This is a genomic window from Rhizobium sp. BK376, assembly GCF_004341625.1.
Classification (GTDB): domain Bacteria; phylum Pseudomonadota; class Alphaproteobacteria; order Rhizobiales; family Rhizobiaceae; genus Rhizobium.
Genome location: NZ_SLZG01000002.1, coordinates 247178 through 270203, shown reverse-complemented (window position 1 = coordinate 270203; position 23026 = coordinate 247178). Strand labels below are relative to the sequence as shown.

Annotated in this window: 21 protein-coding genes; 9 read left to right on the top strand and 12 right to left on the bottom strand. The window is 61.2% G+C overall.

The genetic code is table 11. The annotated features are described in order from the left end of the window. Position 1: 1 nt before the first annotated feature. From EV561_RS05835 to EV561_RS05825, 3 genes are all read right to left on the bottom strand, one after another. Positions 2-898, bottom strand: coding sequence for an NAD(P)-dependent oxidoreductase (locus EV561_RS05835; protein ID WP_281024707.1), 897 nt, complete (start codon positions 896-898; stop codon positions 2-4). Continuing rightward, the gene (gene denD, locus EV561_RS05830; protein WP_132518582.1) at positions 895-1881 is read right to left on the bottom strand and encodes a D-erythronate dehydrogenase; all 987 of its coding nucleotides are present in this window, start codon (positions 1879-1881) and stop codon (positions 895-897) included. The genes EV561_RS05835 and denD overlap by 4 nt, the downstream gene beginning before the upstream one ends. 155 nt (positions 1882-2036) lie before the next feature. Continuing rightward, positions 2037-3440: a PLP-dependent aminotransferase family protein gene (locus tag EV561_RS05825; RefSeq protein ID WP_132518580.1), complete on the bottom strand. Its 1404-nt coding sequence runs from the start codon at positions 3438-3440 to the stop codon at positions 2037-2039. Between the two features lie 108 nt (positions 3441-3548). On the opposite strand from EV561_RS05825, the gene EV561_RS05820 reads away from it, so the two are divergent. Continuing rightward, positions 3549-4412 (top strand): DMT family transporter, encoded by an 864-nt coding sequence (locus EV561_RS05820; RefSeq protein WP_132518578.1) that lies wholly within the window; start codon positions 3549-3551, stop codon positions 4410-4412. A gap of 82 nt (positions 4413-4494) precedes the next feature. On the opposite strand, the gene EV561_RS05815 is transcribed toward EV561_RS05820, so the two are convergent. The 3 genes from EV561_RS05815 to EV561_RS05805 all read right to left on the bottom strand — a co-directional run bounded on the left by EV561_RS05815 (position 4495) and on the right by EV561_RS05805 (position 9864). Then, entirely contained in the window at positions 4495-7680 is a 3186-nt protein-coding gene (locus EV561_RS05815; RefSeq protein ID WP_132518576.1) for an efflux RND transporter permease subunit, read from the bottom strand. A 124-nt stretch (positions 7681-7804) separates the two neighbouring features. After that, a complete protein-coding gene (locus EV561_RS05810; RefSeq protein WP_132518574.1) occupies positions 7805-8989 on the bottom strand; it encodes an efflux RND transporter periplasmic adaptor subunit in 1185 nt (394 codons plus the stop codon). Positions 8990-9051: 62 nt separating this feature from the next. Continuing rightward, positions 9052-9864, bottom strand: coding sequence for an alpha/beta hydrolase (locus EV561_RS05805; protein WP_132518572.1), 813 nt, complete (start codon positions 9862-9864; stop codon positions 9052-9054). A gap of 170 nt (positions 9865-10034) precedes the next feature. Between EV561_RS05805 and EV561_RS05800 the strand changes: the two genes are divergently transcribed. Then, positions 10035-10949: a LysR family transcriptional regulator gene (locus EV561_RS05800; protein ID WP_132518570.1), complete on the top strand. Its 915-nt coding sequence runs from the start codon at positions 10035-10037 to the stop codon at positions 10947-10949. A gap of 194 nt (positions 10950-11143) precedes the next feature. Beyond that, positions 11144-11365, top strand: coding sequence for a hypothetical protein (locus EV561_RS05795; RefSeq protein WP_132518568.1), 222 nt, complete (start codon positions 11144-11146; stop codon positions 11363-11365). A 46-nt stretch (positions 11366-11411) separates the two neighbouring features. Here the strand turns inward: EV561_RS05795 and EV561_RS05790 are convergent, their stop codons facing one another. After that, entirely contained in the window at positions 11412-12176 is a 765-nt protein-coding gene (locus EV561_RS05790) for a helix-turn-helix transcriptional regulator (RefSeq protein WP_132518566.1), read from the bottom strand. A gap of 132 nt (positions 12177-12308) precedes the next feature. On the opposite strand from EV561_RS05790, the gene EV561_RS05785 reads away from it, so the two are divergent. After that, positions 12309-13295, top strand: a complete 987-nt coding sequence (locus EV561_RS05785) for a DMT family transporter (protein ID WP_132518564.1) — start codon at positions 12309-12311, stop codon at positions 13293-13295. Between the two features lie 39 nt (positions 13296-13334). On the opposite strand, the gene EV561_RS05780 is transcribed toward EV561_RS05785, so the two are convergent. Continuing rightward, entirely contained in the window at positions 13335-13550 is a 216-nt protein-coding gene (locus EV561_RS05780) for a hypothetical protein (protein ID WP_132518562.1), read from the bottom strand. 195 nt (positions 13551-13745) lie between these two features. Here EV561_RS05780 and EV561_RS05775 point away from each other — a divergent pair, with 195 nt between their 5' ends. Then, positions 13746-15254 carry an FAD-dependent monooxygenase gene (locus tag EV561_RS05775; RefSeq protein WP_281024832.1) on the top strand — a complete coding sequence of 503 codons (1509 nt, stop codon included), beginning with the start codon at positions 13746-13748 and terminating at the stop codon, positions 15252-15254. Positions 15255-15328: 74 nt separating this feature from the next. Here EV561_RS05775 and EV561_RS05770 read toward each other — a convergent pair whose 3' ends face one another. Together EV561_RS05770 and EV561_RS05765 are read right to left on the bottom strand one after the other, a co-directional pair. Then, positions 15329-15493, bottom strand: a complete 165-nt coding sequence (locus tag EV561_RS05770; protein WP_132518558.1) for a DUF1328 domain-containing protein — start codon at positions 15491-15493, stop codon at positions 15329-15331. 133 nt (positions 15494-15626) lie between these two features. Then, entirely contained in the window at positions 15627-16154 is a 528-nt protein-coding gene (locus EV561_RS05765; protein WP_132518556.1) for a hypothetical protein, read from the bottom strand. Positions 16155-16398: 244 nt separating this feature from the next. Here EV561_RS05765 and EV561_RS05760 point away from each other — a divergent pair, with 244 nt between their 5' ends. Continuing rightward, complete coding sequence (locus EV561_RS05760) at positions 16399-17169, top strand: polysaccharide deacetylase family protein (RefSeq protein ID WP_132518554.1); 771 nt, start codon at positions 16399-16401, stop codon at positions 17167-17169. Between the two features lie 105 nt (positions 17170-17274). Further along, positions 17275-18003 carry a GntR family transcriptional regulator gene (locus EV561_RS05755; protein ID WP_132518552.1) on the top strand — a complete coding sequence of 243 codons (729 nt, stop codon included), beginning with the start codon at positions 17275-17277 and terminating at the stop codon, positions 18001-18003. 47 nt (positions 18004-18050) lie between these two features. Here EV561_RS05755 and EV561_RS05750 read toward each other — a convergent pair whose 3' ends face one another. Further along, a complete protein-coding gene (locus EV561_RS05750; protein WP_132518550.1) occupies positions 18051-18926 on the bottom strand; it encodes a helix-turn-helix transcriptional regulator in 876 nt (291 codons plus the stop codon). A 114-nt stretch (positions 18927-19040) separates the two neighbouring features. On the opposite strand from EV561_RS05750, the gene EV561_RS05745 reads away from it, so the two are divergent. Then, the gene (locus EV561_RS05745) at positions 19041-20492 is read left to right on the top strand and encodes an MFS transporter (RefSeq protein ID WP_132518548.1); all 1452 of its coding nucleotides are present in this window, start codon (positions 19041-19043) and stop codon (positions 20490-20492) included. A gap of 107 nt (positions 20493-20599) precedes the next feature. On the opposite strand, the gene EV561_RS05740 is transcribed toward EV561_RS05745, so the two are convergent. Continuing rightward, a complete protein-coding gene (locus EV561_RS05740) occupies positions 20600-21472 on the bottom strand; it encodes an aldose 1-epimerase family protein (protein WP_132518546.1) in 873 nt (290 codons plus the stop codon). Positions 21473-21711: 239 nt separating this feature from the next. On the opposite strand from EV561_RS05740, the gene EV561_RS05735 reads away from it, so the two are divergent. Further along, a complete protein-coding gene (locus EV561_RS05735; RefSeq protein ID WP_132518544.1) occupies positions 21712-22989 on the top strand; it encodes a cysteine desulfurase-like protein in 1278 nt (425 codons plus the stop codon). Positions 22990-23026 lie beyond the last annotated feature (37 nt).

The window sequence follows — 23026 nt, the reverse complement described above, 5'->3', positions numbered from 1 at the left end:
GTCAGGCATCCCTTTTCGGACGGGCATTCAGCTTTTCCAGATGCAGCAGCAGGCCGCTGTGATCCTTTTCGCCACCGCCATCGGCAACAAAGGCGGCAAACTCGGCCTGCACGGCTTCCGTCAGTGGCAGAGCCAGCGCCAGATCCTTCGCGGTTGCCAGGACGGTATTCAGATCCTTGAGCTGGTTATGCGAGGAGCCGCCGGGCTCGAAGTCGCGCGACACCATGCGCTGGCCGTGCAGTTCGAGAATCCGGCTTTCGGCAAAGCCGCCGCGAATGGCGTTTCGAAACGCTTCGGCAGAACCACCACCCGCCTCGATCAGCATCATGGCCTCGGCAACGGCGCCGATGGTCACCGCGACGATCTGCTGGTTTCCAAGCTTGGCAAGCTGGCCGGAGCCGCTGGGGCCGACATGCGTCATGCGTCCCATCGGCGAAAAGACATCGGCAAGCTCAGCGATCACCTCGGGCTCGCCGCCCGCCATGATCGCCAGCGTTCCCGCTGCCGCGCCGACCACGCCACCGGAAACCGGCGCATCGACATGGCGAATGCCGCGCTCCGCCAATTTCGCGGCATGCTCGCGAGCGACCGAAGGCGGAATGGAACTCATGTCGATAACGACGGCACCCGGCTTCATCACATCGGCAACCCCGCCGTCGAAAAGCACCTTTCCGACCGCCTCGCCGTTCGTCAGCATGGTAATGACGACGACGGCACCCTCTGCTGCCTCCGCAGCCGTATCGGCAACGATACCTCCCTCGCTCGACAACGCGTCCGCCTTCGTCTTGTCGCGGTTCCAGACGGCGACCGTAAATCCGGCCCCGATCAGCCGACGCGCCATCGGAGCGCCCATCAGGCCCATTCCGAGAAAGGCTATCCTGCGTCTCACAGCATTCACGGCAACTGCCCTCCAAGCTCGTCGTCGATATGGACGCGAATAATCTCGTCGAAGGAGCTCTCCGCCGTAAAGCCCAGTTCCCGCGAACGCTTCGCCTCGAACCCTTGCGCCCAGCCGGAAACGATGCGCTGAACCAGCTCATCCGGCTCGCGGCGGATCAGTTTCACGGCCCTTTCGCCGGCGACCCGACGCAGCGCCTCGATCTGCTCTCCGACGGTCGCGCTGATACCGGGCATATTGAGACTGCGCTGCACGCCGAGCGGCGCCAGATCGATCGTCGCGCCATGAATGAGAAAGCCGACGGCTGAGCGTGGTGAAGCATGCCAGTGGCGCACGCTCTCCGGCACCGGCAGAACGGCTTCCATGCCAATCAGCGGTTCGCGCAGAATGCCGGAAAAAAATCCCGATGCTGCGCGGTTCGGCTTGCCCGGACGGATGCAGATGGTGGGCAGGCGAATGCCGATTCCGTCGAAGAAACCACGACGGCTATAGTCCGCCAGCAGCAATTCGCTGATCGCCTTCTGCGTACCATAGCTGGTGAGCGGCGTAAGATTGAAATCATCGGGGACGGGATAGGGAAAGGGTGCGCCGACGACGGCGCAGGACGAGGTGAACACCAGCCGCGGCTTGTATCCATCCTCGCCATTCGCATGGCGGATCGCCTCGAACAGCAACCGAGTGCCGTCGAGATTGATGCGATATCCCTTCTCGAAGTCGACCTCCGCTTCTCCGGAGACGATAGCCGCGAGATGAAAGATCACATCCGGCCGCGCCGCGACGATCTTCTCCGCTTCGCCCTCGTCTGACAGATCGGAGACACGGGCATCTACTCTGCCGGCAAAGCCATCAGGAGCGGCCGGCTGGACCACATCGAGCAAGGTCAGGCGCTCGATCGGCTCACCACTGAGAACGCCGTCGGCAACCAGTCTGGCCGTCAGTTTCCGGCCGACCATTCCGGCAGCACCGATGATGGCAATATGCATGTCGCTCCTCCGCGAAACAGACGCGCTGGCCGACCACTCCTCCGGCCGACGTACGTCAATCATTTTCCCTTTGCTTGATAAACCCATGGACCGATCTTGCAAATCAAATCGGCCATGCTGGGACAATTTTGCGCGGGCTCGCCTCGCCTGAACCTTTATTGTCGAAGCACTTTCTCCAGCGCGCGAAAAATCCGCGCATCGCCAGACTGCGCGACGTTGAAACGCATGAAGCTGTTGGCCGTGAGCGACAGGCTGAAGGCATTGCCGGGTGCCAGCACGATATTGTCGGCAAGAGCGGACCGCGCGACGTCAGCGGCATCGCATCCATCCGGTAGGCTGCACCAGAGGAAGATGCCGGCCTGCGGCTTCAGCCAAGGCGTGATGCCGAGCGAGCCGAGACGGGTGATCGTCTCCTGCATCGCCTTGTGCAGCCGGGCGCGTAAAGCCTCCATATGCCGGCGATAACTGCCATCGGTCAGCAGCGCCAGCACCAGTTCCGCCGACAATCTGCCGCCGGCGAAGCTGGTCGCAATCTTGAGATCGGCCAGCGCCTCGATCCATTCCGGCCGCGCCGCGATAAAGCCGCAGCGGGCCGAGGCCGAAAGTGTCTTGGAGAAGCTGCCGATATGGACCACCCGATCGAGCCCGTCGAAAGCAGCGAGCCGGGGCGCCGGCACGTGCTCGAAATCGGCAAAAATGTCGTCCTCGATAATGGTCAGCCCGGCCTGGTCGGCAAGCTTCAGTATCCGATGCGCCGTGACCGGCGAGAGCGTTGCGCCGGTCGGATTATGAATGCCTGAATTGGTGATGTAGAGCCGCGGCCGATGCTCCTCGAGCGCCTCGGCAAAGGCCTGCACGTCAGGCCCCGATTGCGTGACGGGCACGCCGACGACCTTGGCCCTGTGCGCCCTAAGCAGCGCATGAAAATTGAAGTAACAGGGATCGTCCACGAGAACCGTATCGCCCGGCTCCAGGAACAACCGGCAGAGAAGATCGATCGCCTGCGTGCCCGACTCAGTCAGCAGGATCTGGTCGGGCGATGCGCCGATGCCATGCTCGCCCATCCGCCGCGACAGAAGTTGGCGCAGGGCCGGCAGGCCGAGCGGCGTGGCATAGTCCGACAGCACGCTGTCCGGCCCTCGCGCCAGCGTCCTGAGCGCCTTGCGCATCCCCGCCTCGGGCATCCAGGAGGGAGGCAGCCAACCACAGCCGGGCTTCAGCACCTCCTCGCCCGCCTCCAGCGACTGACGGGAAACCCAGAGCGGATCGATCTCCCGGTCGAGTTTCGGGCCAATTTCGGAAAGCGACAGCGGCGCCAGTTGGGCCGAGACGTAAAAGCCAGAGCCCGGCCGTGAACGGATCAGCCCTTCCGCAACAAGCCGCTCATAGGCCTCGACGACGGTCGAAGTAGACACCTGCATCGTCTTGGCGAAGGCGCGCACGGAGGGAAGCCGGGAGCCCGGCACGAGGCTGCGCGCCGCAACCCGGCTGCGGACCGCCGCCATGACCGCATCTATCCTTGTATTGCCAACATCAATCGCCGCCAGATCGTCTGCCATCCGTACTGCCCTCGATACCACAACAGTTTGCGGCAATTGTACAGGTCTGTCTCTTGCCGATCCAGAGGCATCGGCAGATGAGGAGAGAGAAAATGTCAGGAGTGAATCATGGACAAGACTGCGAGTGGATGGATCAGCGGATTTCTCGGCATATTGATTTTCAGCGGATCGCTGCCGGCAACGCGCGCGGCGGTGACGGGTTTCGATCCCGTTTTCCTGACAGTCGCGCGCGCCACGATCGCCGGCGCGCTGGCGCTTATCCTGCTCGTCGCCTTTCGCGAGAAGCGGCCTGTCATGGCCGACCTGATCTCGCTCGTCGTTGTTGCGATGGGGGTCGTCATCGGCTTTCCGCTGCTGACGGCTTTTGCTCTTCAGCACATCACCTCGGCCCATTCCACGGTCTTCATCGGCTTATTGCCGCTCTCGACGGCGATCTTCGGCGTGCTGCGCGGCGGCGAGCGACCGCGGCCGGTCTTCTGGCTGTTCTCCTGCCTCGGCAGCGCGCTCGTTGCCGGTTTCGCGCTCTCGCAGGCAAGTTCCGCCTCATCAGTAGGCGATCTGCTGATGCTCGCGGCCATCACCGTCTGTGGGCTCGGCTATGCGGAAGGCGCCCGGCTGTCGAGGAAGCTCGGCGGCTGGCAGGTCATCTCCTGGGCGCTGGTGCTGTCGCTACCCGTGATGCTCGCGATTGCGCTGCTCTTCCTGCCGGCCTCGTTCAGCCAGATCAGCGGGCCAGCGTGGATCGGATTAGGGTATGTGTCGCTGTTCAGCATGCTGATCGGCTTCATCTTCTGGTACCGCGGCCTTGCGCTCGGCGGCATCGCGGCGGTCGGGCAGCTGCAATTGCTGCAGCCCTTCTTCAGCCTGGTGCTGGCGGCGACCCTGCTGCACGAAAGCGTCAGCGGCGTAATGATTGCGGTGACGCTGGCGGTCGTCGCCTGCGTGGCCGGTGCAAAGAAATTCGCTAAATAAGACCAAACAGAAAAAGGGCGGAGCCTTTCGGCTCCGCCCCTAAGATACCGGCACCGGGGGGTCAGCGGCCGGTATCAAAGCTTCATTCGGCAGCGAGAGGAATGATCTCTGCCGTATGCTCCTCATGTTGCGTCAGCGGACGGTTGCCCGAGAGGCGGCGAATGAGGACGTAGAAGACCGGCGTCATGAAGATGCCGAAGAAAGTGACGCCGATCATGCCCGAGAAGACGGCGATACCCATGGCAGCGCGCATTTCCGCACCTGCCCCGGTAGACGTCACCAGCGGCACGACACCCATGATGAAGGCCATGGAGGTCATCAGGATCGGGCGCAGACGCAGCCGGCTCGCTTCGATCGCCGCCTCGTAAGGCGTACGGCCGCCGAATTCCAGCTCGCGGGCGAATTCCACGATCAGGATCGCGTTCTTCGCCGAGAGGCCCACCAGCACCATCAACCCGATCTGGGTGAAGATGTTGTTGTCGCCGCCGATCAGCCAGACACCCGTCAACGCGGCAAGCACACCCATCGGCACGATCATGACGATCGCAAGCGGCAGGGCCAGGCTTTCATACTGGGCAGCCAGCACGAGATAGACCAGCAGGAGCGCGAGCGGGAAGATGATGATACCCGAGCTGCCGGCGATGATCTGCTGATAGGTCAGATCGGTCCATTCGAAGCCGATGCCCTTCGGCAGCGTTTCGTTAGCGATCCGCTCGACGGCAGCTTGTGCCTGACCCGACGAATAGCCCGGTGCCGGACCGCCGTTGATATCGGCGGCAAGGAAGCCGTTATAGCGGGTCACACGTTCAGGACCAGCGGTCGACTTGACGTTCAACAGAGCCGACAACGGGATCATCTGCCCCGAAGCCGAACGCACCTTCAGCTGGCCGATATCATCCGCATGCGAGCGGAACTTGGCATCGGCCTGAATGCGGACCGAGTATGTACGGCCGAAGGCGTTGAAGTCGTTCACATAGAGCGAACCCAGATAGATCTGCAGCGTATCGAAGACGTCGGTCACGGACACGCCGAGCTGTTCGGCCTTGGCGCGATCGAGGTCTGCATAGAGCTGCGGCACGTTGATCTGGTAACTCGAGAACAGGCCGGCGAGTTCAGGTGCCTGATAAGCCTTGGCAAGGAAGGCCTTGTTGGCTTCGTCGAGCGCCTGGTAGCCGAGACCGGCACGGTCTTCGATCTGGAGCTTGAAACCGCCCGTCGTGCCGAGACCCTGGACGGGCGGCGGCGGGAACATGGCGATAAAGGCTTCCTGGATCGCACCGAACTTCTTGTTCAGCTGCATGGCGATTGCGCCGCCCGAAAGATCAGGCGTCGTGCGTTCTTCGAAGGGCTTCAGCTTGACGAAGACGATACCGGCATTCGACGAGTTGGTGAAACCGTTGATCGACAGGCCCGGGAAGGCGATGGCGTGATCGACGCCCGGCTGCTTCATGACGATGTCGTTCATCTTCTGGACGACGTCCTCGGTGCGGTCGAGCGTGGCGCCATCAGGCAGCTGCGCGAAACCGATGAGGTACTGCTTGTCCTGTGCCGGCACGAAGCCGCCCGGCACTGCCTGGAACAGGAAGTAGGTCGCGCCGATCATCGCAAAATAGACGATCATCACGAGGCCCTTGCCGGACAGAAGGCCGCCGACAGCCTTGCCGTAGCCGTTCGAGCCGGCATGGAACACGCGGTTGAAGCCGCGGAAGAACCAGCCGAGAACCCGGTCCATGGCACGCGTCAGCCAGTCCTTCGGCTCATGGTGGCCCTTCAGGAGAAGAGCAGCCAGCGCCGGCGACAGGGTGAGCGAATTGAAGGCGGAGATGACGGTCGAGATGGCGATCGTCAGCGCGAACTGGCGATAGAACTCGCCCGACAGGCCGGAGATGAAGGCGAGCGGAACGAAGACGGCGACGAGCACGAGCGCGATCGCGATGATCGGGCCGGACACTTCCTTCATCGCCCGATAGGTCGCATCGCGCGGGCTGAGGCCGTTTTCGATGTTACGCTCGACGTTTTCCACGACCACGATCGCGTCGTCGACGACGATACCGATCGCAAGCACCAGGCCGAAAAGGCTGAGTGCGTTGATCGAGAAGCCGAAGATATACATGACAGCGAACGTGCCGATGATCGAGACCGGAACCGCGATCAGCGGGATGATCGAGGCGCGCCACGTCTGCAGGAACAGGATGACGACGATAACGACGAGTGCGATCGCTTCGAGCAGGGTGTGAACGACCTTGTCGATCGAGGCACGGACGAACTGTGTCGTGTCGTAGACGATCTCGTACTTTACGCCATCAGGCATGGCCGCCTGCAGCTCGTTCATGGTCTTGATGACGTTGTCGGAGATCTCGATGGCGTTCGAGCCAGGCGCCTGGAAGACGGGAACGGCGACCGAAGCCTTGCCGTCGAGCAGCGAGCGCAGCGAATAGTCCGAAGCACCCATTTCGATGCGGGCAACGTCGCGAAGGCGAGTGATTTCGCCGTTGGAGCCGGACTTGACGATGATGTTGCCGAATTCCTCCGGCGTCGTCAGGCGGCCCTGCGCATTGACGTTGAGCTGGACATCGAGGCCCGGAATGTTCGGCGACGCGCCGATGATGCCTGCGGCGGCCTGAACGTTCTGCTGGCGGATGGCGTTGGCGATATCGTCAGCGGCAAGGTTGCGCTCGGCAGCCTTCTGCGGATCGATCCATACGCGCATCGAATAGTCGCCCGAGCCGAAGATTTCGACCTGACCGACGCCGTCGATGCGAGCCAGCCTGTCCTTGATGTTCAGGGTCGCGTAGTTGCGCAGATAGGTGATGTCGTAGCGATTGTCGGGCGAGATCAGGTTCACGACCATCATCAGGTCGGGCGAGCTCTTGACCGTGGTGATGCCGAGATCGCGGACGTTCTGCGGCAGACGCGGTTCAGCCTGGCTGACGCGGTTCTGCACGAGCTGCTGCGCCTTATCTGGGTCGGTGCCCAGCTTGAAGGTGACGGTCAGCGTCAAGAGGCCGTCCGAAGTCGCCTGGCTGTTCATATAGAGCATGCCGTCGACGCCGTTGATCTGCTCTTCGAGCGGCGTTGCGACCGTCTCGGCGATGACCTTCGGGTTGGCGCCCGGATATTGCGCCGTGACGACGATGGAGGGAGGCACGACTTCCGGGTACTCGGAAATCGGCAAGAGTTTCATGCCGATCAGACCGGCAACGACGATGAGGACCGATAGGACCCCGGCGAACACCGGGCGGTCGACGAAAAATCTGGAGATGTTCATATCAAAGCCCTCTCCGGGATGAACAACGGACACGACGTCTATGGCCACGCGGCGAAGGAGGCCACGGGCAAGACGAATTCAGGTATTGGATCGCCGGGAGACTGAGCCTCCCGGCTGCGGTCGCTTAGTTTGCGGCGACCTTCTGTTCCGGCTGCGGATCGACGAGCGCACCGGGGCGCACGCGCTGCAAGCCGTTGGTGACGATGCGATCGCCGGCGCTAAGACCGCTTTCGACAATCCGCATGCCATCGCTGATGTCGCCGACCACGATCGGGCGATAGACGATCTTGTTATCGCCATCGACAACGAAGACGAACTTCTTGTCCTGGTCGGTGCCGATTGCCCGCTCGCTGATCAGAAGATGGTTCTCGGTCTTCGGCTGGCCCATTCGCACGCGAACGAACTGGCCCGGGATGAGGCGGCCATTGGCATTGTCGAAGACACCGCGGACGCCGACCGTGCCGCTTGCGGCATCGACTTCGTTGTCGATGAGTTGCAGCTTGCCCGAAATCGGTGTGCCATCATCGCTGGTCGTTCCGATCTGCACCGGGATCTGCTCGACCGGCGGCGCCGCATTGCCATCGGCCGGCAGCTGGGCCAGTGCCTGCGTCACCACCTGCTCGTTGGCGTTGAAGCTGGCATAGATCGGATTGACCGATACCAGTGTCGTAAGAGCCGGCGAAGCAGACCCTGCAGCAACGAGGTTGCCGACGGTGACAGCAATCTTGCCGACGCGGCCGGCAATCGGAGCGCGAACCTGGGTATAGTCGAGGTTCAGCTGGGCCGTCTGTAGTGCAGCTTGCGCAGCCTTCAGGTCGGCGTCAGCCTCGCTATAGGTGCCCGAACGCTGGTCGAGATCGCTCTGCGAAATCGTGCGGTTGTCGGAAAGCCGCTGGCCACGATCAAGCTCTACCTTGGCAAGGTCGAGCTTTGCCTTGGCGGCCGCAACCTGGGCCTGGGCCTGGGCGACGGATGCTTCATAGGGCGCCGGGTCGATGGTGAAAAGCAGGTCGCCCGGCTTCACCAGTGCACCCTCGCGGAAATGCACGGACTGGACAGCACCGGCAACCCGCGGGCGGACTTCGACGCGATCGATCGCTTCGAGGCGGCCCGAGAATTCCTGCCAGGCGGTAATGTCACGCGCCTGCACCGTTGCGACCGTCACCGGAATTGCCGGCGGAGCAGCAGCCGCAGTTTCGCTTGCAGCAGCGCCGCGTGGCAGGTCGAGATAGAATGCTGCGCCGGAAACTGACGCAACAACAGCTATGCTAGCGCCCCACAGGGCCCAGCGCTTGTCGTTGGACTTCATTGTGTTCTCTCCTTTTTCAGCCCCGACTTGGGAGGACCGGGACCGGAAATGAATTCGTATGTCTATGTGCCGGACATCATCCGGATATCCTGGACGAAGCCGCTGAACGACTGCCGGATTTTTTCCGGCCAGCGCGGCGTATCGTCCGATCGCCCACCATAAATTGTCGGCCAGCCGGTCCCGGCGGGGAAAACCTGCTGCAGGACCGATACGCCCGCCGATTTCAGGCGATCGCCGTATCCGATACCTTCGTCGCGGAGAGGATCGTCCTCCGCCGTCAACACCAGCGCCGGCGCAACACCGGCAAGCCGCGAACAGTAGCAGGGCGCTGCGTAGGGATGGCAAACGCCACCCAGGAACCCCAGATAATGGTTCCAACCTTCCGTCCAGCGCTCGCGCATGCCAGCCTCTTCGGCCTTCCTGAAAGACTTGGTCCCCATGAAGGGATCAAGCAGAGGCGAAATCAGGATCTGGCCATCGAGCTTGCCAGGCATCCCGTCACGCGCTTTCAGTGCGACACCCGCTGCCAGATTGCCACCCGATTCCTCACCGGCGACAAACAGCAGCGACTTCTTACCGCCCAGTTCACGCTTGCGGGCGAGATATTCCAGAACGCCGTAGGCATATTCGATTGCCTTCGGAAAACCGTTCTGGCTCGGTCCGCTGCAGTCTGCATCGACAACGATTGCGCCGGCATCAGCAAGACATTCCGCGACGGGACGGCCGATATTGACCGCGGTATCGAGGAAGGCGCCACCATGCAGATAAAGCACGATCGGCGCCGTCTTGTTGTCCATCGCATCGCAAAAGACGCGGGCGGAAACGGGGCCAGTGGCCACGCCTTCCAGTACTACTTCCTTAAAAGGGGCACGCATCGAGGGGCTCCCATACAGAGGCGATCAACCAGCCAAAGGTCATTCTGCCTCATCACTTGACCAGAACATATTGTTATTCCGTTTTGAGAATAAGTACCCTATATTCGATCAGACTGTTCAAGTTCACGAACAATGGGCTTCTTTCAAACGGCCTCAGGGATTATTACAGGATGGACCAGCTTTCAGCCATGCGCGCCTTTGCCCGCGTTGTCGAAACGGGTAACTTTACGCGCGCCGCAACAACCCTTTCCATGCCGAAGGCGACTGTAACGACGCTTATCCAGTCTCTCGAAGCGCATCTTCACACCAAGCTTTTGAACCGCACGACGCGCCGGGTGATGGTGACGACCGATGGGGCGCTCTATTACGAGCGCGCCGTGCAGATTCTCTCCGAAATAGAGGAACTCGACGGCAGCGTCAGTAGTTCCCAGAGCCTGCCGAGCGGACGTCTGCGCGTTGAAATGGCCGGTGCCTTTGCCGACCAGATCGTCATTCCGGCGCTCTGCGATTTCCATCTGCGCTATCCTGACATCCATATCGACCTGGGTGTCGGCGACCGGCTCGTGGATTATCTGGCAGAAAACGTCGACTGCGCGCTGCGCGCCGGCATGCCCTCGGACCAGTCGCTGATTGCGCGTCGAGTGGCGGAGGTCAACCTCATCACCTGCGCCTCTCCCCTCTATATCGAAAAGTTCGGCATTCCCGAGCGGCCGGAAGATCTGGAAACGCCGGCCCACCATGCCGTCAGCTATTTTCGTGCTCAGACAGGACGAACGATCCCATTCGAGTTCAATCGCGGCAACGAGGCGCTTGAAATATCTCCGCGCTATGTGGTGTCCGTCAATGACAGCCGGAGCTATGTTTCGGCGGCCATGACCGGGCTTGGCGTCGTGCAGGCTCCCGGCTTCATGATCCGCGAGGCCTTGGCCGAGGGCAAGCTGGTCCGCATCCTGTCTGAGTGGCAGCGCAGTCCCCTTCCCCTTCACATCGTCTATCCGCCGAACCGCCATCTCAGCAACAAGGTGCGCGTCTTCGTCGATTGGCTGGCGAAATTGCTGGTGACATCAAAGGTCGGAGAAATCTGAATTTTCCAAGCCCACTTGAATCGAATAGGAACAAGCCCCAGTTCAAGTTTCCACATTAGTTCACAGGCGTAATCCGCTTGTGCGATTTGCGACAGCACGACGATCTGTATAATTCATTTCTAATTTAACAATTCCTGACATCGGCGTGTAACGCAATGGCTGTAGAACGGCAGCCAGAGCAGAGGTGACCTATGATGACCGATCTCACAATTTCCGACGCTGTCGACGATCCGATGATCGCGCTGATGCTGGACGCCGATCATATTTCGCGGCGTTCATTCGCTCAGTTCCTTGAGAGTGCAGCGCGCGTTCTTGGACGCGGCGACGCATCTTCCCTCAAGATGAACCACTATGCCGTGTCGCAGACCTTGGCACACCTGCCCCATGCGAACCGGCCGGACGCTGCCATCGCCTGATTTTCAAGGCAATCGAAGCCGCGTTAAGTTCCATGCTCCTTAAGGGCTAACCCTTCATCTGCGTCGGGCTTATTCCCGTCAACCGGTGAAACATGGCGATAAATGCGGAGGCGTTGCTGTACCCCAATTGCCGCGCAATCTCCTGTACGGGCTGTCCGGCGTCGAGCAAGGCCAGCGCGGCGATCAATTTCATGCGTTGGCGCCATTCGTTGAACGACATTCCAAGCTCATCCTGACAGCGTCTTGAGAGCGTCCTTTCGGTCGTTTTCACCATTCGCGCCCATTCCGCAAGCGATCGCCGGTCGCCCGGATGTTCCTGTAGCGACCGCAGGATCGGGCCGAGCAGGGCATCGCTGGATAGCGGAAGATAGCTATCGAAACGGCGTGCGAGCCTGATCTGATCGACCAGCACTTGCGCGAGCCGCAGGTCTTCCGCGGTCTCCGGCGCTGTGACATCCCTAGAAGCAAAGTCGGCAAGGATTGCCTTTAGGAGCGGGCTGATGCTGAGCGTTGAGGTTGTCGCCGGCAGGTCGGCACATAGCGCCCGCTCGACATAGATGGTGACATAGCGGATGTCGTGCTGGTTCCAGGCATCGTGCAGCGTATCGGGCGGCAGCCAGATAGCATAATGCGGCGGCGAGAGATAGCGCACGCCCTCCACGTTGAATTCGACGACACCGACGAGAGCATAATTGAGTTCGCCCCAATCCTGTCGCGCCGGCGGGAATCGCGTACCGCCCTTGTAATTCTCAGTTCTGAAGGAGACCGGCTTCGGTGGATCCCCTTGCGTGCGTGGCGCGCTACTCTTCATGTCTGCATTCCGACAGGCATTGTCCGAAAATCGTTATATACCTGAAATCGGACAAAGAGTAAAAGCGCATCCGAAAGACAATCCGCCCGCCTCTTCGATGCCGACGAGTATGGGCGCAACGAGATTGCGATCATGAGCACCCAAGCCAACCCAGCTGCTTCGAGCCCCTCCTCCGCGATGGCCCCCTCCTCGACGATAGGAACGACGCTTGCGCCGCTTCTGACCGTGCTCATCTGGTCCGGCAACGTGATCGTGACAGAGGCTGCCGCGGGGGTCATCTCGCCGGGGTCGATCTCCTTTTACCGCTGGTTTCTGGCCTTCATCGTTCTGCTGCCTTTCGTCGCCAAAGGCGTATGGGAGCGACGCGCCGTGCTTGTCCACCATTGGTGGAGGCTCGCCTGCCTCGGCGCGCTCGGCATGGTCATCTATCAGAGCCTTGCCTATGAGGCCGCCAAGACGACGACGGCCGTCAACATGGGCGTGATGCTGGCCCTCATGCCGCTGCTTTCTACCCTGCTTGCCAGCATCCTCGCCGGCGAGAGATTGACGACCGGCCGCATTCTGGGTGGCGTCGTCTCCCTGGCCGGCCTTATCTACCTGACCTCGCACGGCGCTCCCGCAAGCTTGCTGACGGGCGGTTTCCATAGTGGTGACGGGATGATGCTGGTGGCAGTGCTCGCGAACTCGCTCTACGGCGTCATGCTTCGGCGCTGGACCATTCCGCTCACCATGTGGCAGCAGCTTTTCTGGCAGATCGGCTTTTCGACATTGCTTCTGCTGCCGATCTGGCTGATGGGCACGATCTCCCCGATCACATCGGCCAACCTGCCGCTCATCCTTTACGCGGCGATCCCGACTTCGCTGCTGGCGCCGCTATGCTGGATGATCGGTATCCAGAAGCTGGGTGCCGCGCGCACCTCGCTGTTCATCAATCTGCTTCCGATCGTGGTTGCAGCACTCGCCTGGGGCATCCTCGGCGAACAGCTCTTCTCCTATCACTTCATCGGCGGCGCACTCGCGCTGATCGGCGTCGGTCTCGGCCTGCGCGAGGCAAAGGTGGCAAGAGGAGAAACGGTCGAAGGAGGCGATCTGGCAGCCTGGGAGACAGAAGAGCTGTAAGTATGGCCGCCGCCGATATTCCGGTTCCGGGTGGCACGCTCACCAGTTTCCAGGATCCGCAGTGTGATCGACCGCAGCGAATTCCTCCGCCTTTTCGCGATCGAGTTTTATATCGGTCGTCAGCTTTGTCTCATCGCTCACCGAATAGCGGATCGGTACCGGTCCCTTGGTCAGCTCCTGATACATCAAGAGGGCGGCCTCCTCCGCGGTATCCGCTTCGATCTCCTGCGTGACCGCCACAGTGAACTTGTGCATGGTCCTGACCTCCATTTCCGATGATTTCGAACGCACCGGCCGGCGGTTCGCGTTTTGCCTGCTACATATCTGAGCGCACATGATAAGGCCCACGCACGTCTCGGTATAGCCGGCGCGATCATCGCGGCTAACGGTCGCGCAAAATCTGTCCTTCGCCCAAGGCCTCATGTAGATTTGCTGTCACTCGCCGGGGGTATAGCCGAGGATGAAATCCTAAAAAGGAGGGAAGAGATGCAGCAGATCCTGATCGTCGGCGCAGGGCCGGTGGGCCTCACCATGGCGGCGGAATTGGCGCGCTATGGCGTTCCGGTCCGTCTCATCGATCGTAACCCGGAACCGACGCGGACATCAAAGGCATTGGTCGTCTGGTCGCGAACCCTCGAGCTCATGGACCGCATGGGCTGCACACAGGCTTTCCTCGACAAGGGACTGCGTGCTCAGCGCGCCTCGATGCGCAGCGGGGGCCGCGTTCTCGGCCACACCGATTTCGACGAGATCGCAAGCGCCTATAACTATGCCCTGATGATCCCGCAAAGCGATACGGAAAGCCTGCTCACCGCTCACCTCTCAAGCTTCGGCGTGACCGTCGAACGCCAGGTTGAACTCATCAGCTTTGCGGATGGCGGCGACCACATGGAAGCAACCTTGCGCCATGCCGACGGCAGGCAGGAGAACGTCAAAACACCCTGGCTCATCGGCTGCGACGGAGCCCATAGTGCCGTTCGGCATGGCCTCGGCGTCGAATTCCGGGGCTCCGCCCAGGGAGACGACTGGATGCTGGCCGACGTGCGGCTCGAAGGTGATGCGGCACCGGCCGCGGACGAAATCTCGACATATCTTCACCGGGATGGGCCTTTCGTGATCTTCCCGATACCGGGCGGTCGCGTGCGCGTGATCGCAACCGTCGGCAAGACCGACCCGACGCATCCGCGCCCCGATCCGACCCTCGCCGACGTTCAGTCCATGATCGACAGTCGCGCCGGCGGCGGCTTTCGGCCGACCGATCCGGTCTGGCTTTCCAATTTCCGGATCAACGAGCGCAAGGTCTCCGACTACAGGCGCGGACGGGCTTTCCTCGCCGGTGACGCCGCGCATGTGCACAGCCCGGCAGGCGGCCAGGGGATGAATACCGGCATGCAGGACGCGATCAACCTCGCCTGGAAATTAGCGATGGTCATGCGCGAACAGGCCGATAGCTCGCTGCTCGACAGCTATAGTCCGGAACGGACCGTTGTCGGAGATATGGTGCTGCGTAACGCCACCCTGCTCACCGATATCGGAACGCTCAGTAACCCGGCAGCTCAGGCGCTGCGCAATCTCGCCTTCCATACCCTGCTCGGCTTCCAGATGGTTCGCAACAAGATGGCGGCGACCATGAGCGAGATCGAGATCGAATATACAAGAAGCCCGCTGTCCCATGGCCGAGGAGCTGGCGCACGGCTTGCACCGGAACAATATGCCGGCGCTCCTCCCGGCGCCGGCAGCGAGCCGCGCTTCGTGCTCTATGCAACCGACGGGAAAAAAGGGGCCGAGCTGACAGCTCGATATCCGCATCTGCTGGCCGCCGACCCGAGAACGCCTCCACACGAAGAGACGCTGCTCATCGTGCGTCCCGATGGCTATATCGGCCTCTCGACACGCGAAGATGGCTGGGAAGAGGCGGAAAACTATTTGGCGGGGCTCGCAGCGCGCCCGGCCGTTTGATGTCGCCAAGATGGCAACACCCGGCGCTTGATGCGCCGGTTGTTTATTATTCGGGCAGTTCGTTCCTGTTCGAGCTATACCCGGCGCATCAGGCGCGCGACGAGCGACACGATGAACAGCACCAGGAAGATGAAGAACAGAACCTGAGCGATCGATGCCGAAGCACCGGCAATACCACCGAAGCCAAGTACACCGGCAATCAGGGCAACAACGAGGAATACCAAGGCATAATAAAGCATTTGCGATCTCCTTTGCGTCTGCTGCGAAGATAACGGAGACCTGCGAAATTGGTTCCCGATTGCTTCAACGCAAGGACGAAAGATCGCCGGCCAGCATGGTCGCCGGCCGCAGCTGGACTTGAAGAACGGGCAATCAGCCGAACTGAAGATTGCTCCGGAATGCCCGGTCGCCGTCATTCGGCATGGGCGGTTCGGCCGCATCCAGATAGAATTTGGCAGGCGCCGTCAGGACGAACCAGATGCTGCCGCCGAGCAGGAACGCCGCACCGACCGGATCGCTCGTATGCGCCAGGAACGGCAGGCAGGCGGATGTGAAGAGAACCATGACCCTCAGCGCCCACTGGGCCTCGCGGTTGAAAATCGCCCGCGCCCTCAGGGTCTTGTACTCCCGTGCGCCGTAGCCCTGCCCGCCCCGCCGCGAAGAGGAAATAAGCCGCCATGCCGACGGCAGCGCCAGCATGAGAAGTGCTGCGACACTGAGGACAAGCGCGCGGCCATCCAGAAAATGCCCGCTGATAACTAGCAGAAAGGCAAGAACGACGATATTCCAGACCGGCTCCAGCCGTTCCGGCGGCTGTCCGGTATAGAGATGCCAGGCCCGAAGCGACCCAGCCGCGCCATCCAGCAAAGGATGGTCGATATAGCGATTGATCCAGTTCATGCCCGATACTGTTCCCTATTGCAGGAATGCGGGAACACCACGGAATTTGGTCATCATCGTGGCGAGAAGGGGCAAAGATTACCGATCATGAATATTCCGGGCCACGCTTGCATGATTGCATCACGCCAACCGACCGAATTCATCTCCCGGGATCCTTCAGCGACACGTTGGCCCCGCACCCGCCGTCGGCTTCCTTTGCTGGTACCGATATGCCAGATTGCCGGGAATTCGGGGCGAGGCACCAATGGGTCGATACGATTTTCCGCGAAACATATTTCAAACATTGCTTGCCTCCGCATTTCTCGTCTTCGCCAGCTCCACCACAGCTTTGGCGACCGACAGAACGATCTACCTGACCTTCGATGATGGCCCCCTGCAAGGCACGGAGAATGTCCTCTCGGTCCTGAAGCAGGAAAACGTGCCCGCCGCGATGTTCATGGTCGGCCTTCATGTCGAGACCAGTCCTCGGGGGCGCGAGCTGTTGGCACAAGCCAAGGCCTTGCCTTTGGTGACATTGGGGAACCACAGCTACACCCACGCCAATAACCGTTACAGGGTGTTTTATTCCAACACCCGGGCTGTCGTTTCCGACATGCTGCACGCCAATCAGGTGCTTGGCCTCTCGCCGATCGTCAACGCACGATTGCCGGGACGCGATGTGTTCCGCCTGCCGCATATTGCCACCGAAGACCTGTCGATCAATGTCGCCGAATGGCAGCGGGAATGGCTGGACTACGAACTCGTCTCCGAGGCCGGGTTCTATCTTTACGGATGGGATTTCGAGTGGATCCACAGCAACGACGGCAAGCCCGTTCAGTCGGTCGATACGCTCGTGAGCGAAATCGACCATCTTTTCCGCTACAACAAGTTCGTCCGACCAGGAAAGATGATCCTACTGATGCATGACGAGATGTTTCAGGACCAGTTCAACGGACGAGAAAAACTGGCCGCATTGATCGATGCCTTGAAACAGCGCGGTTACGCTTTCGGGGATATCGGCAGTTACCATCAGTAGGCAGCCAGTGCTTCAGAATTCGCTCAACTGCTCTGTTCCCTCCGGCCATCCTTCGATCTAGGATGACGTTTCGAATTGAATCGCCTGCGGAGAAGGACTGACAGCATGCGCATTGCATTGGAGCCCGTATCCTCCCGAACGACCATCCAGGAGGGCGTCTACCAGCAATTGCGCAACGCGTTGATGGCCGGCAACTTCGATCCGGGCCAGACCCTGACGATCGCCTCCCTCGCCGAAACCTTCGGCACAAGCAATATGCCGGTGCGCGAAGCCTTGCGCAGGCTTGCGGCGGAAAATGCGCTTGAAGTGGCCCCGAACGGCTCGGCGCGCATTCCGATGGTGACACGAGCGCGGCTCGACGATCTCTGCCGGGCGCGCATCGCCGTTGAAGGATTGGCGACTGAACTCGGCGTGCCGCACCTGACGGCCAAGGATATCGAAAAGCTTGAGACGATCGCCGCCGAGCAGCATGCGATCGGCCGCAACAGCAACGTCTACGAGCTGATGGCGAAGAACCAGCAATTCCATTTCACCATCTACAGCGCCTCCGGCTCGGAAGTGCTGCTGCAGTTGATCGAGACGCTGTGGCTTCGCTTCGGCCCCTACATGCGCATGCTTTCCACTTCGGTCGAGCCGCTTATGAGGAGCGGCGAGATCGATCCTGCCGACCCGCATCTCGCCATTATCGAAGCACTGAAGGCCGGCGATGTGACGCGCACCCGCGACGCTGTCATCAACGATATCCGCCGCACTCACGAGATTTTGCGGGACTACTGCCCGGCAACCGACGAGGAGCAGCGGCTCAAGAGCCCCGCCTCCGGATTGCGGCGCTGAGCAACACCCCCGATTCCTGCCGCTAAATCACCTTCAGCGAAAGTGCTTCACCAGGCCTTCTTCCTCTTCATCATCGCTTTCAGCCCGGCAGCGCTTTCGTCATTGACCGGCGTGTAGACGATCATCCGATCGTTATGGCCAGGGGTGGACCACCAGTTGTTGGATTGCAGGGTGAGAATGGATCCATCGGGCGCGCGGAAGAGCTTCACCATATTCTCGACTCCACGCAGCTGATATTGCTGCCAGGTGGTGCGGAAATGCTCGGATGCAGCCAGATAGCGTTCCAGCTGACGCTCCCACAAGGGATCGTCGAGATGTTCCCCCATGGAGGCGCGAAAGAGGGCGGCCATGTTGGCGACCACCTCTTCCGGGTTCACAAGGCTGGCGCGCCATGCCGGATTTATCAGGGCAAGATAGATGCAGTTTCGGTCCTCCGGCGGGATGGCGTTGAGATTGACGCCAACCAGACGGCAATAGGCCTCGTTGAAGCCGCGAATATTGTAACGCTTGGTCTGGATAAGGGCCGGATAGGGGCAGAGCTGATCGAGGATGGCCTGACTGGACGCGGAAAGCGGCTCGCAGACGGAAGACGGCGCCGACAGGGGCGATGCGGACAGGCCAGCCAGCCTGAACAAATGCTCGGTCTCGACATCGGTGAAATCCAGCGCCTGCGCCACGGAGCTGAGAACGCGCGGCGAAACCTTGATGGGACGCCCCTGCTCCAGCTTGGTGTACCAGGTAATTCCGATAGCCGCGCGTGTCGCAACCTCTTCCCGCCGCAATCCCGGCGTACGGATGCGGCCACTGCGCGAAAGGCCAAGGCTATTGGGATCGAGGCTTTCCCGCCGCCGGCGCAGCATATCGCCGAGCTCCTGCGCCCGCGACGAGGCGTAGTTGAGATCTACATCGAACATTCCGTGCATGCGAGCCTCCAGCCTGGCATTATTTATACCAGTCTAACTACGGGTCTTGTACCAGTCTAACATTGGTATAGAAAGCGGGAAACCGCTATTTTCCATTTCCCCCTAGAGGTCGCCATGTCTTCCGCGAAAATCAGCCTTGGCCAGTTCGGCCTTGTGATTTTGCTCGCCGGCCAGCTGCTGCTGCAGCTGGATTTTTCCATCATCAACGTTGGCCTTGCTGCCATATCCGCCTCCCTCAAAGCCAGCGAAACCGAGCTCGAACTGTTCGTTTCGGCCTATGGCCTCGCCTTTGCAATCTGCCTCGCCATGGGCGCGCGCCTGGGTGACAATTTCGGTCGCCGGCGGATCTTCGCCATCGCTGTCGTGATGTTCGGGCTCGCCTCGCTTTTGTGCGGAGTGGCAAACTCGGTCATGTTCCTGGTCGCCGCACGCGCCTTGCAGGGCCTTGCGGCAGCACTGATGGTGCCGCAGATCCTTGCCACCATCCATGTGACGCTGAGCGGGCGGGATCATGCGCGCGCCGTTGCACTCTATGGCGCAATCGGCGGCCTCGCCTTCATCGTGGGCCAGGTGCTGGGAGGCTTCCTGATCTCGGCCAATATCGCCGGCTCCGGCTGGCGCAGCATCTTCCTGATCAACCTTCCCATCTGCGTGCTGATTCTCTTGTGCGTCTGGCGTCAGGTGCCCGAGACACGCGGCCAGAGGAACGTGCCGGTGGATTGGTCCGGCACTATCACGCTCGCCCTTTTGACGCTGTCGATCCTGCTGCCGACGGCGCTCGGCCCCTCGCTGCACTGGAGCTGGACCTGCCTGCTCGGCTACGTGCCGATCCTGCCGCTGACCGCGCTGCTCTGGCGGATAGAGCGCAGCAAGGAAGAGCGCGGCAGTTTCCCGATCCTGCCACCCTCGCTGGTGCGCATATCCAGCATGCGTTTTGGCGGGCTGATCGCGATCATCTTCTTCACGTCGTGGAGCGGTTTCATGTTCGTGTTTGCCTTGACGCTGCAAAGCGGCGCGGGCTTGACGCCGCTGCAATCCGGCGATGCCCTGATCGCGCTGGGCGCCTCCTATTTCCTCTCCGCTGTCGTCGTGGTGCCGCGGCTTTCCGACGTCCGCCGCGAAGCCGTGCTGGTCGCCGGCTGCCTGATCCAGATGGTGGGGCTCTGCCTGCTCATCGTCACGCTGGAATGGGTCTGGCCGAACCCCGGTCTCGTCAACCTCATTCCCGCGACCGCCCTGATCGGCTTCGGCCAGGCATTCATCGTCAACTGCTTCTACAGGGCAGGTCTTGCCGATGTGCCGCACGAGCATGCCGGCTCGGGCAGCGCAATGCTGGCCACCATGCAGCAGGTCTCGCTTGGCCTCGGGCCGGCGATACTCGGCGCGGTCTTTGCCGAGACGTTGCAGCATTCGAACCTTTACCTGACCGCCGGCACCACAACCATCATGGTAGAGCTGGGCCTGATGGTCATCCTCCTAGCCGCAGCCGTCCACCGGCTCCTTAGCCAGCGGGGAGTAGCGCCGGTCTCGGCAGAGGTCGAAGCGATGATCGTGGTCCCGGAATAAATAGCTGTAACCGGCTACGCTTCAGCAAGCAGCCCGGCCGACGTTTCGAAAGACGTCAGCCGGAGCTCGCCGAAGCTAGAGTCCAACTGGGACGAATTAGGATCGCCCTAGCCCAAAATCTCAAGCGTGAACGCGAAGCGGCTCTTGGCGCCCGGCACCAGGGTCTGGCTGTAGGGGCGCTTCGAAAGGTCGTTCGAACCGCCAAGCTCGGCTGCCGTGCCATGCCATGGTTCGATGCAAAGGAAGGGCGCGCCCGGCTTCTGCCATAGCGCAAGGTTGGGCAGGTTTTCGAAGCTGAAATGCATCGCGGGACCGCCCTCCGCCGCATAGCGCAGACCGTTGCCCGCGCCCTGCGGAAAAATCATCGCATCTTCGTTGAACATCGAATGATCCAGCACCAGCCGGCCAGCAGCAAAGGGCGAAGGCAAGGCGCCCGGACGCACCAGTCCACCCTCCAGCCGCGCCAGAGCAGGCTCGGCGCCATTATCGAGCGTGATCGTATGAGCCGCATCCGCCGATGCGCCCGGCAGGGGCCAGGCAAAGGCCGAATGAAACCCGAGCCCGAACGGCATCGGCTTTTCGTCACGATTGGTCACTTCGGCCGAAACCGTCAGCGAGCGACCTTCGATCGCATGTTCTACGGCAAGCGTGAATTCGAACGGATAGACTGCCCGCGTGGCATCCGACGCGGCGAGTTCGTAGCGACACATGGTCGGTGAGGAACCCGCAAGCACAAATTCGCTTCTGCGGGCAAAGCCGTGCTGGCCCATCGAATAGGCCTTGCCGTCGATCGTAACCGTATCTTCCGGCGCCCTGCCAACCATCGGAAACAGGATAGGCGAACGACCGGTCCAGAATGCCGCATCGCCGTTCCACAGCCAGGAGCGGCCGTCCTTGGTGGTCAGCGCCTGCATTTCGGCGCCGAGAGAGGAGACATCGACGGTAAGATATTCGTTCCCGATCCGGCTTGGAGTTGACATCGAGTGTCCTTTCACGTTGCTTCGCTTCTGCATCGAACCATATCGCCAGCCATCAGGGATTTCCATCAGGCAAGTCCCCTACTCGGCAGATAGTGGATCTTCGCCGCACGCCGTTACCAATGGATGACACGAATTTAGTTGAACTATAAAATATCTTGTGATCAAATGATCAACGCTGGCGATCGGCGTCTTGTCCCGCGCCTTCACATTCCGTTTCCAAGTCCAAAGAGGCCCCGCCCATGAGCGCTTCCCCGTCCGCAAAGTTCACCGGCCAGAACAGCTTCCCCGTCGATGAAATCCGCGCCATGTTCCCGGCGATCCGGAAGGCCGGCGACTTCGTGTTCCTCGACAATGCCGGCGGCGCCCAGGTGCCGCAATCGGTCGTCGACGCCGTTGCCGAGCATCTGGTCGATTACAACGTCCAGCGCATGGCGAAGTATCAGCACAGCCAGGGCGTCGACCGCAACCTTGACGAAGGCCGCGAAAGCGTCGGCCTTTTGGTGAACGCCTATCGTCCGGAAGAAATCTCCTTCGGCCTCAACGCCACCTCCTTCATCCGCCTCGTCAGCCTCGGCATCGCCAAGATGCTGAAGGAGCGCAACGAGATCGTCGTCACCGACATGGACCACGACGCCAACATCGCCACTTGGCTGGCGCTGGAAGCCGATGGCGCCAAGATCGTCTGGTGGCGCATGCGCGAGGACGGCACGCTTCACACCGAAGACCTGAAGCCGCTCGTCAACGACAAGACCCGCCTCGTCGCCTGCACCGTGACCGCCCACTCGATCGGCACGATCGTCGACGTCAAGACCGTCGGCGAAATCGCCCATGCCGCCGGCGCCGAGGTCTTCCTCGATTGCGTCCATTACGGCCCGCACGGCCTGATCGACGTCCAGGATTGGAACTGCGACTATCTCGTCTGCTCCGGTTACAAGAATTTCTCGCCGCACATGGGCTTCCTCTGGGGCCGCTATGACGCGCTGGTCAAGCTTCCGACCTTCAAGGAAGACTTCATCCCCGACGTTCCGCCCTACAAGATCGAAGTCGGCACCTTCACCTATGAAAACGTCGCCGGCATGAACGCCGCCGTGAAATATCTCGAAGCCCTCGGCCGTCGCTTCCTGCCGGCCGGAGAACATTCCCGCCGCGACGCACTCGTCGCTGCGATGGGCGCGATCCGGGAATATGAAATGACGCTTTCGCGCGAATTGCTGTCGATCCTCAAGCGCCATGGCGCTGTCATCTATGGCATATCCGATGAAGACAAGGTTGCCGGCCGCGTGCCGACGATCTGCTTCAACATCCCGGGCATCACGCCGCAGGACATTGCCAAGGAAATGGGCGAAGCCCGCATCGGCCTGCGCGACGGACACATGTTCGCCCCGCGCCTGATGAAGCGCCTCGGCCTGACGATGGAACAGGGTGCGCTCCGCATCTCCATGGTCCACTACAACAAGGTCGAGGAGGCAGCCCGCTTCGACAAGGTCCTCGGCGACATCATCGCGCGGCGCAAATAAGCCGCGTGTCTGAAGCGGTGGCGAGCGCCCGAACAAC

Coding starts and splice junctions, on each gene's coding strand:
- EV561_RS05780 (WP_132518562.1), bottom strand. CDS start 13,550: ATGCACAAGTTCACTGTGGCGGTCACGCAGGAGATCGAAGCGGATACC.
- EV561_RS05820 (WP_132518578.1), top strand. CDS start 3,549: ATGGACAAGACTGCGAGTGGATGGATCAGCGGATTTCTCGGCATATTG.
- EV561_RS05795 (WP_132518568.1), top strand. CDS start 11,144: ATGACCGATCTCACAATTTCCGACGCTGTCGACGATCCGATGATCGCG.
- EV561_RS05750 (WP_132518550.1), bottom strand. CDS start 18,926: ATGCACGGAATGTTCGATGTAGATCTCAACTACGCCTCGTCGCGGGCG.
- EV561_RS05770 (WP_132518558.1), bottom strand. CDS start 15,493: ATGCTTTATTATGCCTTGGTATTCCTCGTTGTTGCCCTGATTGCCGGT.
- EV561_RS05740 (WP_132518546.1), bottom strand. CDS start 21,472: ATGTCAACTCCAAGCCGGATCGGGAACGAATATCTTACCGTCGATGTC.
- EV561_RS05805 (WP_132518572.1), bottom strand. CDS start 9,864: ATGCGTGCCCCTTTTAAGGAAGTAGTACTGGAAGGCGTGGCCACTGGC.
- EV561_RS05790 (WP_132518566.1), bottom strand. CDS start 12,176: ATGAAGAGTAGCGCGCCACGCACGCAAGGGGATCCACCGAAGCCGGTC.
- EV561_RS05755 (WP_132518552.1), top strand. CDS start 17,275: ATGCGCATTGCATTGGAGCCCGTATCCTCCCGAACGACCATCCAGGAG.
- EV561_RS05810 (WP_132518574.1), bottom strand. CDS start 8,989: ATGAAGTCCAACGACAAGCGCTGGGCCCTGTGGGGCGCTAGCATAGCT.
- EV561_RS05825 (WP_132518580.1), bottom strand. CDS start 3,440: ATGGCAGACGATCTGGCGGCGATTGATGTTGGCAATACAAGGATAGAT.
- denD (WP_132518582.1), bottom strand. CDS start 1,881: ATGCATATTGCCATCATCGGTGCTGCCGGAATGGTCGGCCGGAAACTG.
- EV561_RS05815 (WP_132518576.1), bottom strand. CDS start 7,680: ATGAACATCTCCAGATTTTTCGTCGACCGCCCGGTGTTCGCCGGGGTC.
- EV561_RS05765 (WP_132518556.1), bottom strand. CDS start 16,154: ATGAACTGGATCAATCGCTATATCGACCATCCTTTGCTGGATGGCGCG.
- EV561_RS05745 (WP_132518548.1), top strand. CDS start 19,041: ATGTCTTCCGCGAAAATCAGCCTTGGCCAGTTCGGCCTTGTGATTTTG.
- EV561_RS05735 (WP_132518544.1), top strand. CDS start 21,712: ATGAGCGCTTCCCCGTCCGCAAAGTTCACCGGCCAGAACAGCTTCCCC.
- EV561_RS05800 (WP_132518570.1), top strand. CDS start 10,035: ATGGACCAGCTTTCAGCCATGCGCGCCTTTGCCCGCGTTGTCGAAACG.
- EV561_RS05785 (WP_132518564.1), top strand. CDS start 12,309: ATGAGCACCCAAGCCAACCCAGCTGCTTCGAGCCCCTCCTCCGCGATG.
- EV561_RS05760 (WP_132518554.1), top strand. CDS start 16,399: ATGGGTCGATACGATTTTCCGCGAAACATATTTCAAACATTGCTTGCC.